The following is a 14,961-nucleotide window of genomic DNA, read 5'->3' as shown; positions in this document are numbered from 1 at the left end:
CGGAGCATGACCACGACCGCGACCCTGCCCGCCGTCCCCGTCGGTCGACGCATCTGGGCGGAGACCTGGCGGCTGGCCGTCGCCGCGCTGGCCGGCGTGACCGCCTTCGCCCTGGTCTGGTGGACGCTCGACACCGCGGGGTGGAGCGACGCCCGTGTCGGCGGTCTGCTCGTCGCCGACCTGCTGTGCGGGGTCCTCGCCCTGTTGCTCGTGCCGTTCCGACACCGTGCGCCCCTGCTGGTGACGATCGTGGTCGTCGCGCTGAGCACGGTCTCGACGCTGGCGATCGGGGCGGCCGCACTCGCGGTGGTCTCGGTCGCCACCCGCCGTCGCGTCGTCGAGATCGCCGTGACGAGCGCGGTGATGGTCGTCGCCACGATCGTGTACGAGGGCCTGCTCGTGCCGGACGACGCCACACCGCTGTGGCAGGTCGTGGTGGCCGCCGCCGTCGTCGTCGCCCTGCTGGCGGCCATCGGCATCGGCGTCGGCCAGCGCCGCGCCCTCGTCGTGTCGCTCCGCGAACGCGCGGCCCTGCTCGAACGCGACCAGCAGCTCCGCGAGGACCGCGCCCGCGAGCAGGAACGCGCGCACATCGCCCGCGAGATGCACGACGTGCTCGGACACCGGCTGTCCCTCGTCGCGCTGCACGCCGGGGCGCTCGAGTACCGCGGTCCCGCGCTCTCCCCCGACGAGACGGCGGCCGCGGCCGGCGTGGTGCGCGCCGAGGCGCACGCCGCGCTCACCGACCTGCGCGACGTGCTCGGGGTCCTGCGCGACCCCGCGTCCACCGGGGGCGACGAGGTCACCGGCACCGCGCCTCCGCAGCCGACGCTCGGCGACCTGCCCGCGCTCCTCGACCAGGCGCGCGCCGCGGGGACGACGGTCCGGGCCACGCTCGGCGACCTCGACACGGTGCCGGCCGTCGTCGGTCGCCACGCGTACCGCATCGTGCAGGAGGCCCTGACGAACGCCCGCCGCCACGCGACCGGGCGGCCGGTCGACGTGGTGCTCGACCTGCTCCCCACCCCGGCCCTGCGGGTCGTCGTGACGAACCCGGTCGCGTCGACCGACGACGCCGCCGACGCCGGCACGATCGACGTCGGGCACGGGCTGCGCGGCCTCGCCGAGCGCGCCCGGCTCGTCGGCGGCACCTTCCGCGCCGGGGCCGGGGCCGAGGGCGTCTGGACCGTCGAGGCGGTGCTGCCGTGGACGGCGTGACCGCACCGGTCCGGGTCGTCCTGGTCGACGACGACCAGCTCGTGCGCGCCGGCCTCCGGCTGCTGCTCAGCGGCGATGTCGGCATCGACGTCGTCGGCGAGGCCGGTGACGGGCTCGAGGCCGAGGGCGTCATCGCGGCGACCGAACCCGACGTCGTGCTCATGGACATCCGGATGCCGCGCTGCGACGGCCTGGTCGCGACCGCTCGCGAACTGCGGCGTCGGCCGGAACTCGCCGTGCTCGTCCTGACGACGTTCGAGGGGGACGACCTCGTGCTCGGCGCCCTCCGGAGCGGTGCCCGCGGGTTCCTGCTCAAGGACACCCCGCCGCACGAGCTCGTCGAGGCCGTGCGCACCGTCGCCGCCGGCCGGTCGATCCTGTCGCCGTCCGTGCTCGACCGGGTCATCGCCTTCGCCGCGGCACCGGACGCCGGACCGGTGCGCCCCGACACCGACGGGGCGGCGGAGCGGCGGCTGCTCGCGCTGCTCACCGAGCGCGAGACCGAGGTCGCCCTCGCCGTCGCGAACGGGGCGTCGAACGCGCAGATCGCCGCCGACCTGTTCGTCGGGCTCGCCACGGTGAAGACGCACATCGGCCACGTCTACGAGAAGTTCGGCGTCGAGAACCGGGTGCAGCTCGCGCTGGTCGTGCACGCGGCCCGGCGCGGGCGGGCCGCCGGGTGACCGGGCGCTGAACGGGCACGCCGCGGTCGTCGGCAGGATGGGGCGATGGCCGAGACGCACGTGAAGACCTTCACCACCCCCGACGAGGCAGCCGCCGAGGCGGCTGGACTCGAGTGGCTCGCGGCTGCCGAGCCGGACGGCGGCACCAGGACGGCGCGGGTGCTCGGACGGCCGAGCCGGACGGTGCTCGACCTCGAACTGGTCTCCGACGGCTCCCCCACCGCCGCGCAGGCGGAGCGGTTCGGACGCTCCCTCGCGCACACCCACGCCGCCGGTGCGGACCACTGGGGCGCGCCGCCCGCGGGCTGGCCGGCCGGGTCGCCGCTGCGCATGGGGCGCTCGCGCACCCCGTTCGTCAGCGCCGAGCGCGCGCCGGCCACGTGGGGCGAGTTCTTCGCCGAGTACCGCATCCGGGACTTCGTCCGCCGCATCGTCGACGCCGGCGGGTTCGACCACGACCAGGCCGCCGTGTTCGACCGGGTCGCCGACCGGGTGCAGGACGGCACCCTCGGGTCGCCGCAGCCGGCGCTCGTCGGCGACCGACCGGCGCGACTGCACGGCGACCTGTGGGCGGGCAACGTGCTCTGGCCGACCGACTCGTCGGAGCCGACCGGGGCGGTGCTCATCGACCCGATCGCGCACGGCGGCCACGCCGAGACGGACCTGGCGCTGCTCGGGCTGTTCGGGCTGCCCCGGCTCGAGACGGTGCTCGCCGCCTACGACCGGGAGTCCCGGCTCGCCGACGGCTGGCAGGAGCGCGTCGAACTGCACCAGCTCGCGCCGCTGCTGCTGCACGTGTTCCTGTTCGGCGGGTCGTACACCGGATCGGCGCTGCGCGCGGCACAGCGGTACGCCTGACCGCGGCGGGCGGAGGGCCGTGCGCGGCCGGTGTCGGAGCGCGATACTGGGTGGACGGTCACGACGAGGAGGCCCGCATGACGAACCGGTACGACGAGCTGCCCGGCCGACCGGACCCGGCCGACCTGGTCGTCGAGGTCCCGGCCTTCGAGGACGACCGCCCCCAGCCGGAACCGGCTCCCCCGGCTGCCGCCCCCGAACTCGTGGCGGCCACCGAGTTCGCCCGCTCCTCGCACGCCCCGCCGACGATCAGACGCACGCAGGTGCGGGCGGGCCTGTGGATCGCGGGCGTGCCGATCGCTGCGCTCGTCATCGTCGCCGTCGTGCAGGTGCTGCTGCCGCACTGACCGGGGGCGCGGCGCGGGCGCGCTGCGGCCGTGGTGCGGCGCGCGGCGGGTGCGGCGCGCGCCGGGTGCGGCGCGCGGCGGGTGCGGCGCGCGGCGGCCGCGGCGGCGCGGTTCGCACAACCGAGGTCACCCCGAACCGCGGGATCGCCCGGCGCGGGGTCGTTCCGGTTGTGCGAGCGGCGCTCGCACCGGGCGCCGGTCCGAGCGGCCTGCGCCGGGCGGCCAGGCGCGCGGAGCATGCCACGTGTGCGCCGCCGCGGGCGGGTCGTCAGACGATCGTCCAACGTCGGGCCGGATCACGTGCATCCCGGCCGGAGCCGACGCAGGCTGGTTCCTGTCCGAGCAAGACGACCCACACGGGTCACCGATGCAGAGATGGGAACACGATCATGAACTCGTTCAAGTCCAAGTCCGTCAAGCTCTTCGCCGGCACCGCCCTCAGCGGCGCGGTCATCGCAGGCGCCCTCGTCGCCGCTCCCGCCCAGGCCGCGGAGCCGGCACCGGCGCCGAGCTCCTCCACCGCCGACCTCGGCGGGAACGTCAACGTCAACCTCGACCCGGTGGCGCTCGTCAACGCCATCAAGGACGCGGTCAACGACCAGGGCGACCGGGGCGGTGCCGTGCAGGCCGCACTCGACGTCGGCTACTGGAACGCCGGCAACCCGGACCGCCTCACCGTCGCGGTGGTCAACAAGAACCAGGACATCACGGTCGAGGGCGACGTCGCCGACGCCCAGTCGATCGACATCAAGGGCGGCAACTACGTCATCTACTGGTTCAAGGGAGCCGGCCGGATCACCAACAACGGTGACGGCGGCTGGCTGAACTGGGGTGCGTTCGGCAACATCGAGCGCATCGACAACGTCATCAGCGTCAACGGCGGCTGACCCGCCGCGCACGACGTCCGGCCCCTGGGACCCCGGTCTCAGGGGCCGTCGTCGTGCGCGTCCGTCCCCGGGCCGAGCGACGGCGGCCAGACGGCATCCGGACGCTCCGAGCACCGCGCGCGGATCCACCCCTTCACGAAGGCGATCGACACCAGCGCGGTCCGGTTCGGCGCCTTCCACGTCCGCATGAGCCGTCCGAGGTGCCACGCCACCGCCTGGCGGCTGTACGAGGTCTCGCGCGCGATCGCGTCGTTCGACAGACCGTGGGCCGCGAGCGCCAGCATCCGCTCCTCGGTGTCGTCGAGACCGGGCGCCTCGGCGACCAGGTCGATCTCCCCCGTCGTCACCGTCGCCGACGCATCGGCCGCGGCCCGTCGACGCTGGTGCGACCAGGACTCGGCCCAGCACGAGCCGAGCTCGTGGGCCACCAGCGACGCCCGGCTCATCGCGAGCATGGTCCGCGCGGCACGGTCCGCCGTGGCCGCGTGGTCGCGCGTCGCCGTGTGCATGACGAGAGCGAAGACCCGGATCGCGGGCAGTGCCCCGCGGAGCACCACCGAGACGTCCACCCGCGGGTCCTCGGCCCGTGCGGCGGCGACCTCGCGCAGCCGTGCCAGACAGTCGCGGTCGACGGGCTCACCGCGCTCGACGGCCCGCAGCGCCGCCGGCAGCACGATCGGGACGATCTCGGCGTACCGCTGCCGGAGCCAGTCGTGGCCGTCCGGCCGGATGCCGTGCAGCGGTGGTGCGAGCAGGAGCGCCTCGAACTCGGCGCACCGCTCGTCGAGCGACAGCCCCAGCAGCTCCCCCGGGAGCAGCATGGCCGATCGGTGTGCGTCATCGCGCTCGGTCGTCATCGTGCGTCGAACGTATCCGTGCAACACGTGTCGTGTTCGCTCGTTCACCAGGAGTTCGCCGCGGCGGGGTGCGGCGGGCGGCGGCGGACGGCCGGGCCGGCTGGTCGGATCGTCGGCTCGCACAACCACAGTGGTGCCGAACCGCCCCGATCCGTGGCGCCGTCGCACTTCGATCGTGCGAACCGTCCTCGCACCGGCCGACGGCGTCGGCCCCACGCCGGTCGCCCGGTGCCCACACCCCGCGCCGCGCCCGCGCCGCACCCCACCCGCACCCCGCCCACGCCCCGCACGCCACCCGTCCGGCCGGTTTGTTGCGGCCGCGGTATACCAAGCCGTAGCATCGCCCTACCGCACCACCACCCCACAGGGCCCGACTGCCACCACCGGTCTGCCCGCGGCGAGCGCTCCACCGATGCAGCCCGCGCCGTCCGCTGCCGGCAACGCCCCTCTGGACCCTCCCGTGAACCCCACCTCCTTCGGTCTCTACGACCCTGCCCGCGAGTCGAGCGACTGCGGCGTCGGTTTCATCACCCGTCTCGACGGGACGCCGAGCCACGACGTCATCCGCAAGGGCGACGAAGCGCTCTGCTCCATCCCGCACCGCGGCGGCAAGTCCGCCGAGGGCGTCGGCGACGGCGCGGGTGTCAGCATCGACCTGTCGGTGGAGTTCTTCAGCGCGATCACCGGCGAGCAGCTCCGCGCGGGTCACTTCGGCGTCGCGAACTGCTTCGTGCCGAGCGGCGCAGGCACGACGGCGGACGCCGAGCGCGCCCGTGCGCAGCAGACCGTCACCGACGCCATCGAGCAGCAGGGGTTCGAGCTGCTGCTCGTCCGTGACGTCCCCGTCGACCACTCGGTCGCCCGGCCCGAGGCCGAGCAGTACCAGCTGCCGATCGTGCAGTGGGTCTTCCGCGCGCCGGAGTCGTGGGAGCGCACCGAGGTCGACGCCGCCGCGAACCGCGCCCTGCTCGCGATCGAGGCGGTGTCCTACGGCGAGGCCGCGGCCGACCACGCCGACCACGCCGCCCTGTACCCGCTGTCGCTCAGCGCGCGGACCCAGATCCTCAAGGGCCGGCTGAACTCGGGCGAGGTGATCGGGTACTTCACCGACCTGCGCGACCCCCGGCACTCGGTCCGGACGCTGTACTTCCACACCCGGTTCTCGACGAACACCGAGCCGCACCCGACGATGGCGCAGCCGTTCCGCCTGATGGCGCACAACGGCGAGCTGAACACCGACCGGAAGAACCGCCTGTCGGACGAGGCGCTCGCGCGTGCCCGCACCCGGAGCATCGTGCGTCCGCCCGGGCAGTCGGACTCGAGCCGGCTCGACCAGACCCTGCAGAGCCGTGTGTTCGACGACGGGCTCGAGATCGTCGAGGCCGTGGTGTCGCTCATGCCGCCGGCGTGGGAGAACGACCGCACGCTGACCCCGGACGTCCGGGACATGCTCGAGTACTTCTCGCTGTACGAGGAGAAGAACGACGGCCCCGCCGCCGTGATCTTCAGCGACGGCGACGTCGTCGGCGCCCGCCTGGACCGGCTGGGGCTGCGCCCGCTGCGCACCACCGAGACGGCCGAGTACCTGATGGTGGCGTCCGAGGCCGGCCAGGTGGAGTTCCCCGCGGACGACGTCGTGCACCGCGGCCGCATCGAGGCCGGCGGCATGCTCGTCGTCGACCACCGCACCGGGACCCGCATGCGCACGGACGAGGTGCTGCGCATGCTCGCGGCCCGCCGTGACTACGGCACGCTGCTCGACGCCGCGCGTGTGCACCTCGACGACCTGCCCGCGCCCGCCTACGACCGCACCAGGAACACCCTGGGCTACGAGGGCGACCTGTCGCTCGCGGGCCGGTACGTGGCGTACTCGCTCAACCAGGAGAGCTTCCGGTTCATGCTCGACCCGATGCTGCAGAACGGGTCGGAGCGCATCTCGGCGATGGGCTACGGCAACGCGATCAACGCCCTGAGCGACACCGAGGGCGGCATGGCGAAGTACTTCTCGCAGCGCTTCGCCCAGGTGACGAACCCGCCGCTCGACTCGATCCGCGAGGCCGACGGCATGTCGATGCGCGTCGCACTGGGCGCGAAACCGGACGGTACGGGTTCGACGAGCCGGCAGCTCGTCGTGGAGTCGCCGATCCTCGGCCACCTCGACATGGTGCGGCTGCGCGACCAGGACGTCGTGCCGCTCGAGCGCTTCGACATGCTCTACGTGCCGGTGCCCGACGACGAGCAGGCGAACGCCGACGCGGTGCGCGGCGCGCTGGACGCCCTGTGCGACGCGATCGAGGCGTTCGCGGCGACGACCGGCGGCATCGCCGTGGTCAGCGACCGCGCGGTGTCGTCGACCCGTGCACCCCTCCCCGTGATCCTGGCCGTGGCCGCCGTCAACCAGCGGCTCATCGAGACCGGTCTGCGCCTGCGGGTGTCCGTCGTCGCGGAGAGCGGTCAGCTGCCGTCGTCACACCACGTCGCGACCGCGCTGGGCTTCGGTGCCGCCGCTGTGTACAGCTTGAGCGCTCGGCTGCGTGCGGAGGAGAAGTACCCCGCCGCACCCGCCCCCGCCGGCGAGCTGACCGCGACCGACCTGGCGCTCAAGCGGTTCCGCAAGGCCGCCGAGAAGGCCCTGGCGAAGACCATGGGCCGGGTCGGCCTGTGCACCGCCGAGAGCTACATCGGTGGCGAGTTCTTCGAGCCGAACTACCTCGACACCGGCGACGACGTGCTCGCGCGGATCTTCCCGCACATGCAGGCCCCGGTCGGCGGCGTCGGCTTCGCGCGCATCGCCCAGGCGGCGACGGACTGGCACGAGCGTGCCCGCTCGGTGGCGTCCGAGGGCCAGGTCCCGCTGCTCGGGCTGTTCAAGGAACGCTCCGACGGCGCCGGCCACTCGTTCGGCGTCGCGAGCGTCCGCGGGTTCGGCGGCATGACCGAGGAGCGCCCGGCCTTCGAGCGCTCCGGCGACTCGGACGCGCTGCGCCTGCTCACGCTCGGCCAGCTCGACGACTCGTTCGGCATCACCGACGCCGCGTACCGGAACACCGGGTACGACCGGCTGAGCGACGCCGAGATCGACCAGCACCGGATCACGCCGGGCTACGTCACGTTCCTGCAGACGACCCACGACGAGCGGTCCCGTCGTCCCGCCGCGCTCCGCGACGTCCTCGCGCTGCCCGCGGACGTCACCGGCATCGACACGGCAGAGGACTTCGCCCGCGAGCTCGGTCGCTTCTCGACGAGCGGCAACGCCAGCGTCACCGTGCGCGGGCTCTCCGGCTCGCGTCCGGCGTCCCCCGACGGTCTCCCGGGAGGCACGGCTCGCTTCTGCCTGGAGCTCACGTCGACGGGACCCACGGGCGCACTGCGCCACCAGGCCCTCGCGGACGGCCTCGCGCTGCTCCACCCGGGGCAGATCGACGTCGACGCCGTCGACGACACCCAGGTGACGCTCCGCGCCACCGGTGCGGCCGTCGCGCTGCTCGCGTTGCTGCAGAGCGCCCCGGCGAGCGTCGAGCTCGACGAGGTCCAGCCGGCCCACGAGATCACCCGGACCCTGGCGTCCGGCGCGATGAGCCACGGTGCGCTCGTCGCCACCGCCCACGAGGCCGTCGCGCACGGCACGAACATGGTCGGCGGCATGTCGAACAGCGGTGAGGGCGGCGAGCACCACTCCCGCTACGGCACGATCCGCGGCTCGCGCATCAAGCAGTTCGCCTCGGGCCGGTTCGGCATCTGGGCGGGCTACCTCGCCGACCCCATGCTCGAGGAGCTCGAGATCAAGATCGGCCAGGGCGCGAAGCCCGGCGAGGGCGGGCAGCTGCCCGCGCCCAAGGTCACGGTGGACATCGCCGCGGCCCGCGGTGGGACGCCCGGCGTCGAGCTCATCTCGCCGCCGCCGCACCACGACACGTACTCGATCGAGGACCTCGCGCAGCTCATCCACGACTGCAAGGCCGCCCGCGTCCGGGTGGTCGTGAAGCTCGTGTCGTCCGAGGGCATCGGCACCATCGCGGTCGGCGTCGCGAAGGCCGGCGCCGACGTCATCAACGTCGCCGGCAACACCGGCGGCACCGGCGCCGCGGCCGTCACGAGCCTGAAGTACGCCGGACGCTCCGCGGAGATCGGCGTGGCCGAGGTGCACCAGGCCCTCGTCGCGAACGGCCTGCGCCAGAAGGTCACACTCCGCTGCTCGGGTGCGCACCAGACCGGCAGCGACGTCGTCACGAGCGCCCTGCTCGGCGGGGACTCGTTCGAGTTCGGCACCACCGCGCTCATGATGCTCGGCTGCGTGATGGCGAAGAACTGCAACGTGCAGTGCCCGGCGGGCCTCACCACGAACGCCGAGGCGTTCGAGGGCGACCCCCGCGCGCTCGCGCAGTACCTGCTCAACATCGCCCACGACGTGCGGCAGATCCTGGCCCGTCTCGGTCTGCGCTCCCTGCGCGAGGCCCGCGGGCGCACCGACCTGCTGCAGCTCCTCGACCACCCGGCGAGCGTCGGCCGGCTCGACGCCCGTGCCCTGCTCGCCCAGGTGCCCGAGAAGGTCGTCACCGACCCGGAGTACCTCGAGAAGGACTACCGCACCGACGACGCGCTCATCGAGCGAGTCCGGACGGCGCTGGTCGACGGGCACGAGCACGCCGTGCTGATCGACGACGTGGTCCTCGGCAACGCGGACAAGTCGGTCGGCGGCCAGCTCGGCATCGACGTCGAGCGCCTGCTCAACCACGAGCTGCGCGACGTCGACCTGTCGGCCCGTCCGGCGATCGCCACCGACGACCGCGGCCGCCGCCGGCTCGTCGACGGCGCGGTCACGATCCGCACGCACGGCTCGGCCGGGCAGTCGTACGGCGTCTTCACCAACGACGGCATCGTGCTCGAGCACACCGGCACCGCCAACGACGGCGTCGGCAAGAGCCAGAGCGGGGGCCGGATCGTCGTCCGCGCGCCCGGCGGCGGCAGCGCCGAGCAGGGCGGCAACGTGCTCGTCGGCAACTTCGCGCTGTTCGGCGCGACCGGCGGCCGCACCTTCGTGCAGGGCGAGGCCGGCGACCGGTTCGCCGTCCGGAACTCCGGGGCCACCGCGGTGGTCGAGGGCGTCGGCGACTTCGGCTGCGAGTACATGACCGGCGGTGCCGTGTTCAACCTCGGCGCTTTCGGCAAGGGCCTCGGCAACGGCATGTCCGGCGGGTTCCTGTACCAGTACGACCCGACCGGCCAGGTCGCCGAGCGCGCCAGCACGGACTCGCTCCTGGTGTTCCCCGTCACCGACACGGAGCGCGGCGCGTTCCACGAGGACGCCGCCCGCCTGCTGCTCGAGTGGCACCTCGAGGCGACCGGCTCGGCCCTCGCCGAGCGGCTGCTCCTCGCGTGGGCGACCACCCGCGGGCACGTGTACGTCGGCATGCCGCGGGCACTCCTGCTCAGCCAGGACGCGGACGCGATCCTCGCCGCCGCGACCCGACCGGAGCTGCTCGACGAACTCGCGGCCTCCGTCGCGACGGACAAGCTCCGCGCCTTCAAGGTCGACTACCGCGACCAGCGCACCGTGCTCGACGGCCGCGCGCCCGCCCTCGGCGACCAGGGCGAGGACATGTTCTCGCTCCTGGCGTCGTACACCGTGCTCGGCGTCGCCCAGGACGTGGCGCAGGAACGGGTGCCCGGTGCCGGCGCCGGTGACCCGCGGGTGACCGAGGCGGTGCGGAACCTGGTGCTGACCGAGGACTTCGCCGTCAAGCAGCGCGTCGTGAAGTACCTGCGCGGCACGTTCGACCGGTTCGCCGACGACGAGCTCGCGACGCTCATCGCGGTCAAGCGGCTCGACGACTCCAAGCGCGCCCTCACGCAGCGGAACAACCGCAGCATGGACGCGCCCGGCACGACGGGGTGGATCATGCACCAGAACGCGAAGAACGCCGGCCGGCTGCGTGCCGCGCGCTTCGACGAGCTGCTCGCGACCGCGGCGCTCGAGGACATCGCCCGCCGCGCACCGCAGGCGCCGACCGAGGCGGTCACCGCGTGAGCACCCTGCCCCCGACCGGATCGCTCATCCCGGTCGACGCACCGTTCTCGGCCACCCAGGAGTCCTGGCTCGCCGGGTTCATCGCGGGCATCGCCGCCGCCGGCAAGAAGGTCGCACCCGACGCGCCCACGACGACGATCGACGTGCTCTTCGGCACCCAGACCGGCAACGCCGAGTTCCTGGCCGACGAGCTCGTCGCCGGCGCGAGGGCCCGCGGACTCGGCGGTCGGGCCAGCGCCCTCGACGCCGTCACCCCCGAGCAGCTCGCCGGGATGTCGCACGTGCTCGTCGTCACCTCGACCTACGGCGAGGGCGAGATGCCCGACAACGCCGGCCTGTTCTGGGACGCGTTCCAGGCGAGCACCGTGCCGCGGCTCGAGGGGCTGCAGTACGCGGTCCTCGGGCTCGGCGACACGAGCTACGACGAGTTCTGCCAGGCCGGCAAGCTCCTCGACACCCGCCTCGAGCAGCTCGGCGCGTCCCGCATCCACGACCGGGTGGACTGCGACGTCGACTTCGAGGACCCGGCCGCGCTGTGGTCCGCGGCGGTGCTCGACCGGCTGGCGGCCGAGGCCGGCGTGACGGGCACCCCCGGAGCGACCACGGGCGGTGGAGCCGGCGACGGCGCGACCGCGACCGGCGGGGCGGGGGCGGGGCGGGCCTCCCGGCCGGGGGCGCAGTGGACCAAGCGCAACCCGTTCCCGGCGACGCTGGTGGAGAACCGGCTGCTGTCGGCGCCGCACAGCGCGAAGGAGATCCGCCACCACGAGTTCGACCTCGGCGACTCGGGCATCGAGTACGCCGCCGGCGACGCGCTCGCGGTCGTCCCGGTGAACGACGAGGTGTTCGTCGCCGAACTGCTCGAGCAGGTCGGTGCGAACGGCGGCGAGACGGTCGACGGGCTCCCGGTCGCCGAGGTCCTGCGGACCGATCGCGAGGTCCGGACGCCGTCGAAGGACCTGATCGCCGACCTGGTGCAGCGCGCACCGTCGAGCGAGCTCGCGGCCGTCGTGGCACACGGCGACAAGCACGAGCTCGACCGGTGGCTCTGGGGACGCGACGTGCTCGACCTGCTCCGCGACGCGGGGTCGGCGGCACCCGGCCTCGACGAACTGCTGCCGAACCTGCGGCCGCTGCAGGCGCGCCAGTACTCGATCTCGTCGAGCCCGCTGGCGCACCCGGGTCGGGTCCACCTGACCGTGGCCTCCGTCCGGTACGGCGACCCGCACCGGATGCACGCCGGTGTCGCGTCGACGTTCCTCGCCGACCGGGTCGCGCCGGGCGGCACCGTCGACGTCTACCTGCAGCCGAACGCGTCGTTCGGCGTGCCGGCGGACCCGTCCGCGCCGATGGTCATGATCGGCCCGGGCACCGGCATCGCGCCGTTCCGCGGCTTCCTGCACGAGCGGGCCGCAGCCGGGGCCACGGGACGCAACTGGTTGTTCTTCGGCGACCAGCACCGCGAGACCGACTTCGTCTACGAGGACGAGCTCACCGACCTGCGCGAGCAGGGCGTGCTCACCCGGCTCGACCTGGCGTTCTCGCGCGACCAGGCCGAGAAGGTCTACGTGCAGACCCGGATGCGCGAGCAGGCCGACGAGCTGTTCGCCTGGCTCGAGGAGGGCGCCTCCGTGTACGTGTGCGGCGACGCCTCGCGCATGGCGAAGGATGTCGAGGCGGCGCTGCTCGACGTCATCCGGCGCGGCCGGGGTCGGGACGACGACGACGCCCAGGCCTACCTGGCCGACCTGCGCCGGGCGAAGCGGTACGTCCGCGACGTCTACTGAGCAGCCGCCCCGGAGGTCGTGCGGGAGCCACCCCGGCCGCGGAACCCGAATCCGACGGCCGAGGTGGTCCCCGCGGAGGGCATCGGCCGGTGAGGTCCGGCCGACGAGCCCGTGATCCCGAGGCGGTCGACCGGGCGTCGCAGCCCGGCCTGCCGGGTGGCGAGTCCCCTGATCCAGGACTCCCACCGTGTGCGTCGCGCGGTTGCCGGTGGTTGGTCGGCTCCGGGCGCACACCGCCTCGTGTTCATTGTTCGGGTCCCCTCCTGCCGCGGATCGTGCCCGTACCGACTCCCTGGATGCCGGCACTGGGACGGCAGCGAACCGCGGTGACGTCACCGTACGTCGACCGATCCGGATCCGGTACCCGTTGACCGGGAACCGCGTCCGTGCTACCCGCCGGTGTTCCCCGCCGTGTGGTCCGACGCGTCGCCGGCGTCACCCGCCGCCACCGCCCGCGACCACGCCGAGTCCGCCGCGGTGCTCGTGTCGGACGGCTCCGGCGTCAGCACGAGGCCGGAGCCGGAGGTGGCCGCCGCGTACAGGTCCTCGAGCCAGCTGCGGTTGATCGACGGCGTGCGACTGCCGGTGAACTTGAAGTGCAGGCTGACCTGGGGGTGCAGCCAGATCGTGCTGCGCCCGTCGCCGTGCACCACGTCGTCGCGCCACGAGAACGCGAAGCGGTGGTCGCGTCGCAGCATGTTCACGATGACGATCTGCAGGTGCGTGAGTGCGCGGTCGTCGATGCGGAGGTCGAGCGGTTCGCCGTCGTAGATGAGCTGGCCCATGGCTCCTTGTACTCCCTCGGAGCCGTGCGGGCGGAACACGGGCAGGATCCGAGCGGGACCCGGGCGGGACCCGAGCCGGGCGCGGGCGGGCCCCGGGTGGGGCGCGGCCGCCAGGGGGCGGCGCTCAGCCGCCGAGACTGCGGGTCAGCGTGCGCTCCGCCGACCGGACGTGGGCGAGCTCGGCGTCGTCCAGCGCACGGCCCTGCACCTCGGCGTCGCGGATCGCGATGACGAGGTCGTAGGTGCGGGTCTGGGCGTCACCGCCGCGCTCGACGGCGCGCACGGCGTGCCGACGGGTGATCCGCCGCAGCCGTCGGTTGTGCCGTCGGCACCGCACGTCGCGGCCCCAGCGGCGGAACGTCAGCGACGCCATCGCGAGCACCATGAGCACCACGCCGAGGTAGAACGGCGGGTCGAACCCGAGCCGCAACCCGTCGCGCAACGCCGTCGGGCCGACCTCGAAGTGGTCGAGGGCGAGCGACGCGACCTCGTCGAGGCAGGCGACCACGACGAGGGCGAGTCCCACGCGGAACACGACGAGCGCGACCCGGTCCTGCAGCACGCCGTACCGCAGCGTCGTCGCCGCGATCGCCGCGATGCCGAGCAGGTAGACCGATGCGCAGACCCACATCGCGGGCTGGTGGATCTGGACGACGATGAAGTGGAACTCGGTGCCGCCGCGGTCGCGCACCAGCAGGAACGGCACCGTGAACGCGACGACGATCGCCAGCAGTGCCAGCGGGTGCGCCAGGCGCGGGCGCCGCGGCAGGTCGGACGTGCTCGCGCGGAGCATCAGCCAGAACGCCGCGGTCGCGCAGACGTTCTGCACCAGGTAGATGACGTTCGTGCCGCCGAGGAACCCGTCGAGCGTGGGCTGCGGCACGACGCTGCCCAGGGTCAGCAGCCCGAGCGCCCCGACGCCGGTCGCGCCCCAGGCGGCGCGGCCCCGTGGGTTGCGCAGCACGTACGGGGTGCGGGCGAGGAAGATCAGCGCCGCGCACCAGAAGGCGGCGGCGTACAGCAGGGTCATCAGCCGTAGGCCCGCTCGTCGGCACCCGAGGCGCCGCCGAGCAGGACGGTCGCGAGCTCGTACGCGAACCGCTCGGCGAAGTGCTCGTCGTCGTCGGAGATGCTCACCAGACCGGTCTCGCCGTCGAGGGCCCGACGGCAGACGTGCCCGCCGGAGGCGAAGGCGGCGATCGACGAGGTGGTCGGGGCGCCGGTGTCGCCGTTGGCGAGGTGCCCGAGCTCGTGCAGGACGCAGTGCATCCGGTAGAGCGCGGGGGCACCGGCCGGCACGAGGACGAGGTTCTCGTGCTCGAACTGCGACACCAGGGCCGTCAGCGGGCCCCAGCTCGGTCCGTCGACGTCCACCACGCGGGTGGGCTTGCCGACCAGGCGGCCGACGCCGTCGACCACGTCGGTCAGCCGCGGGGCACGGGGCAGCGAGTCGACCAGCGTGGCGACCACGTCACCCGCGCCGAGCTGCTCTGCCATCGCCCCTCCATCGT

The 14,961-nt window shown here is 73.8% G+C and carries 11 protein-coding genes; 7 read left to right on the top strand and 4 right to left on the bottom strand.

Translation table 11 applies throughout. From position 1 onward, the window contains the following. Window positions 1-6: 6 nt before the first annotated feature. The 5 genes from BIU97_RS12555 to BIU97_RS12535 all read left to right on the top strand — a co-directional run bounded on the left by BIU97_RS12555 (window position 7) and on the right by BIU97_RS12535 (window position 3,993). Window positions 7-1,218: a sensor histidine kinase gene (locus tag BIU97_RS12555; protein WP_071297840.1), complete on the top strand. Its 1,212-nt coding sequence runs from the start codon at window positions 7-9 to the stop codon at window positions 1,216-1,218. After that, complete coding sequence (locus BIU97_RS12550) at window positions 1,206-1,901, top strand: response regulator transcription factor (protein ID WP_083420926.1); 696 nt, start codon at window positions 1,206-1,208, stop codon at window positions 1,899-1,901. Before BIU97_RS12555 ends, BIU97_RS12550 begins: the two co-directional genes overlap by 13 nt. Window positions 1,902-1,946: 45 nt before the next feature. Next, on the top strand, window positions 1,947-2,759 hold the full coding sequence (locus BIU97_RS12545) for a fructosamine kinase family protein (RefSeq protein WP_071260455.1): 813 nt from the start codon (window positions 1,947-1,949) through the stop codon (window positions 2,757-2,759). Window positions 2,760-2,836: 77 nt separating this feature from the next. After that, a complete protein-coding gene (locus BIU97_RS12540; RefSeq protein WP_139196026.1) occupies window positions 2,837-3,106 on the top strand; it encodes a hypothetical protein in 270 nt (89 codons plus the stop codon). Between the two features lie 389 nt (window positions 3,107-3,495). After that, entirely contained in the window at window positions 3,496-3,993 is a 498-nt protein-coding gene (locus BIU97_RS12535) for a hypothetical protein (protein ID WP_071297838.1), read from the top strand. A gap of 38 nt (window positions 3,994-4,031) precedes the next feature. On the opposite strand, the gene BIU97_RS12530 is transcribed toward BIU97_RS12535, so the two are convergent. Beyond that, window positions 4,032-4,850, bottom strand: coding sequence for a helix-turn-helix transcriptional regulator (locus BIU97_RS12530; protein ID WP_071297837.1), 819 nt, complete (start codon window positions 4,848-4,850; stop codon window positions 4,032-4,034). Window positions 4,851-5,310: 460 nt separating this feature from the next. Between BIU97_RS12530 and BIU97_RS12525 the strand changes: the two genes are divergently transcribed. Further along, on the top strand, window positions 5,311-10,878 hold the full coding sequence (locus BIU97_RS12525; RefSeq protein ID WP_071297836.1) for a glutamate synthase-related protein: 5,568 nt from the start codon (window positions 5,311-5,313) through the stop codon (window positions 10,876-10,878). Next, entirely contained in the window at window positions 10,875-12,665 is a 1,791-nt protein-coding gene (locus BIU97_RS12520; protein ID WP_083420925.1) for a sulfite reductase subunit alpha, read from the top strand. The genes BIU97_RS12525 and BIU97_RS12520 overlap by 4 nt, the downstream gene beginning before the upstream one ends. A 389-nt stretch (window positions 12,666-13,054) precedes the next feature. Here the strand turns inward: BIU97_RS12520 and BIU97_RS12515 are convergent, their stop codons facing one another. The 3 genes from BIU97_RS12515 to BIU97_RS12505 all read right to left on the bottom strand — a co-directional run bounded on the left by BIU97_RS12515 (window position 13,055) and on the right by BIU97_RS12505 (window position 14,947). Beyond that, complete coding sequence (locus BIU97_RS12515) at window positions 13,055-13,450, bottom strand: DUF7882 family protein (protein WP_071297835.1); 396 nt, start codon at window positions 13,448-13,450, stop codon at window positions 13,055-13,057. A gap of 124 nt (window positions 13,451-13,574) precedes the next feature. Then, window positions 13,575-14,480, bottom strand: coding sequence for a hypothetical protein (locus tag BIU97_RS12510; protein ID WP_071262667.1), 906 nt, complete (start codon window positions 14,478-14,480; stop codon window positions 13,575-13,577). Continuing rightward, a complete protein-coding gene (locus BIU97_RS12505) occupies window positions 14,480-14,947 on the bottom strand; it encodes a hypothetical protein (RefSeq protein ID WP_071262668.1) in 468 nt (155 codons plus the stop codon). The genes BIU97_RS12510 and BIU97_RS12505 overlap by 1 nt, the downstream gene beginning before the upstream one ends. Between the last annotated feature and the right edge of the window lie 14 nt (window positions 14,948-14,961).

The sequence above is a fragment of the Curtobacterium sp. MCBA15_009 genome (genome assembly GCF_001864895.1).
Taxonomy (GTDB): Bacteria; Actinomycetota; Actinomycetes; order Actinomycetales; family Microbacteriaceae; genus Curtobacterium.
Note: the sequence above shows the minus strand (reverse complement) of the source record. Positions and strands in the feature narration are given on the sequence as shown.

Bases quoted from the DNA above. Each gene is read 5' to 3' on its own strand.
- BIU97_RS12555 (WP_071297840.1), top strand. From the start codon at position 7: ATGACCACGACCGCGACCCTGCCCGCCGTCCCCGTCGGTCGACGCATC.
- BIU97_RS12545 (WP_071260455.1), top strand. From the start codon at position 1,947: ATGGCCGAGACGCACGTGAAGACCTTCACCACCCCCGACGAGGCAGCC.
- BIU97_RS12540 (WP_139196026.1), top strand. From the start codon at position 2,837: ATGACGAACCGGTACGACGAGCTGCCCGGCCGACCGGACCCGGCCGAC.
- BIU97_RS12535 (WP_071297838.1), top strand. From the start codon at position 3,496: ATGAACTCGTTCAAGTCCAAGTCCGTCAAGCTCTTCGCCGGCACCGCC.
- BIU97_RS12530 (WP_071297837.1), bottom strand. From the start codon at position 4,850: ATGACGACCGAGCGCGATGACGCACACCGATCGGCCATGCTGCTCCCG.
- BIU97_RS12515 (WP_071297835.1), bottom strand. From the start codon at position 13,450: ATGGGCCAGCTCATCTACGACGGCGAACCGCTCGACCTCCGCATCGAC.
- BIU97_RS12510 (WP_071262667.1), bottom strand. From the start codon at position 14,480: ATGACCCTGCTGTACGCCGCCGCCTTCTGGTGCGCGGCGCTGATCTTC.
- BIU97_RS12505 (WP_071262668.1), bottom strand. From the start codon at position 14,947: ATGGCAGAGCAGCTCGGCGCGGGTGACGTGGTCGCCACGCTGGTCGAC.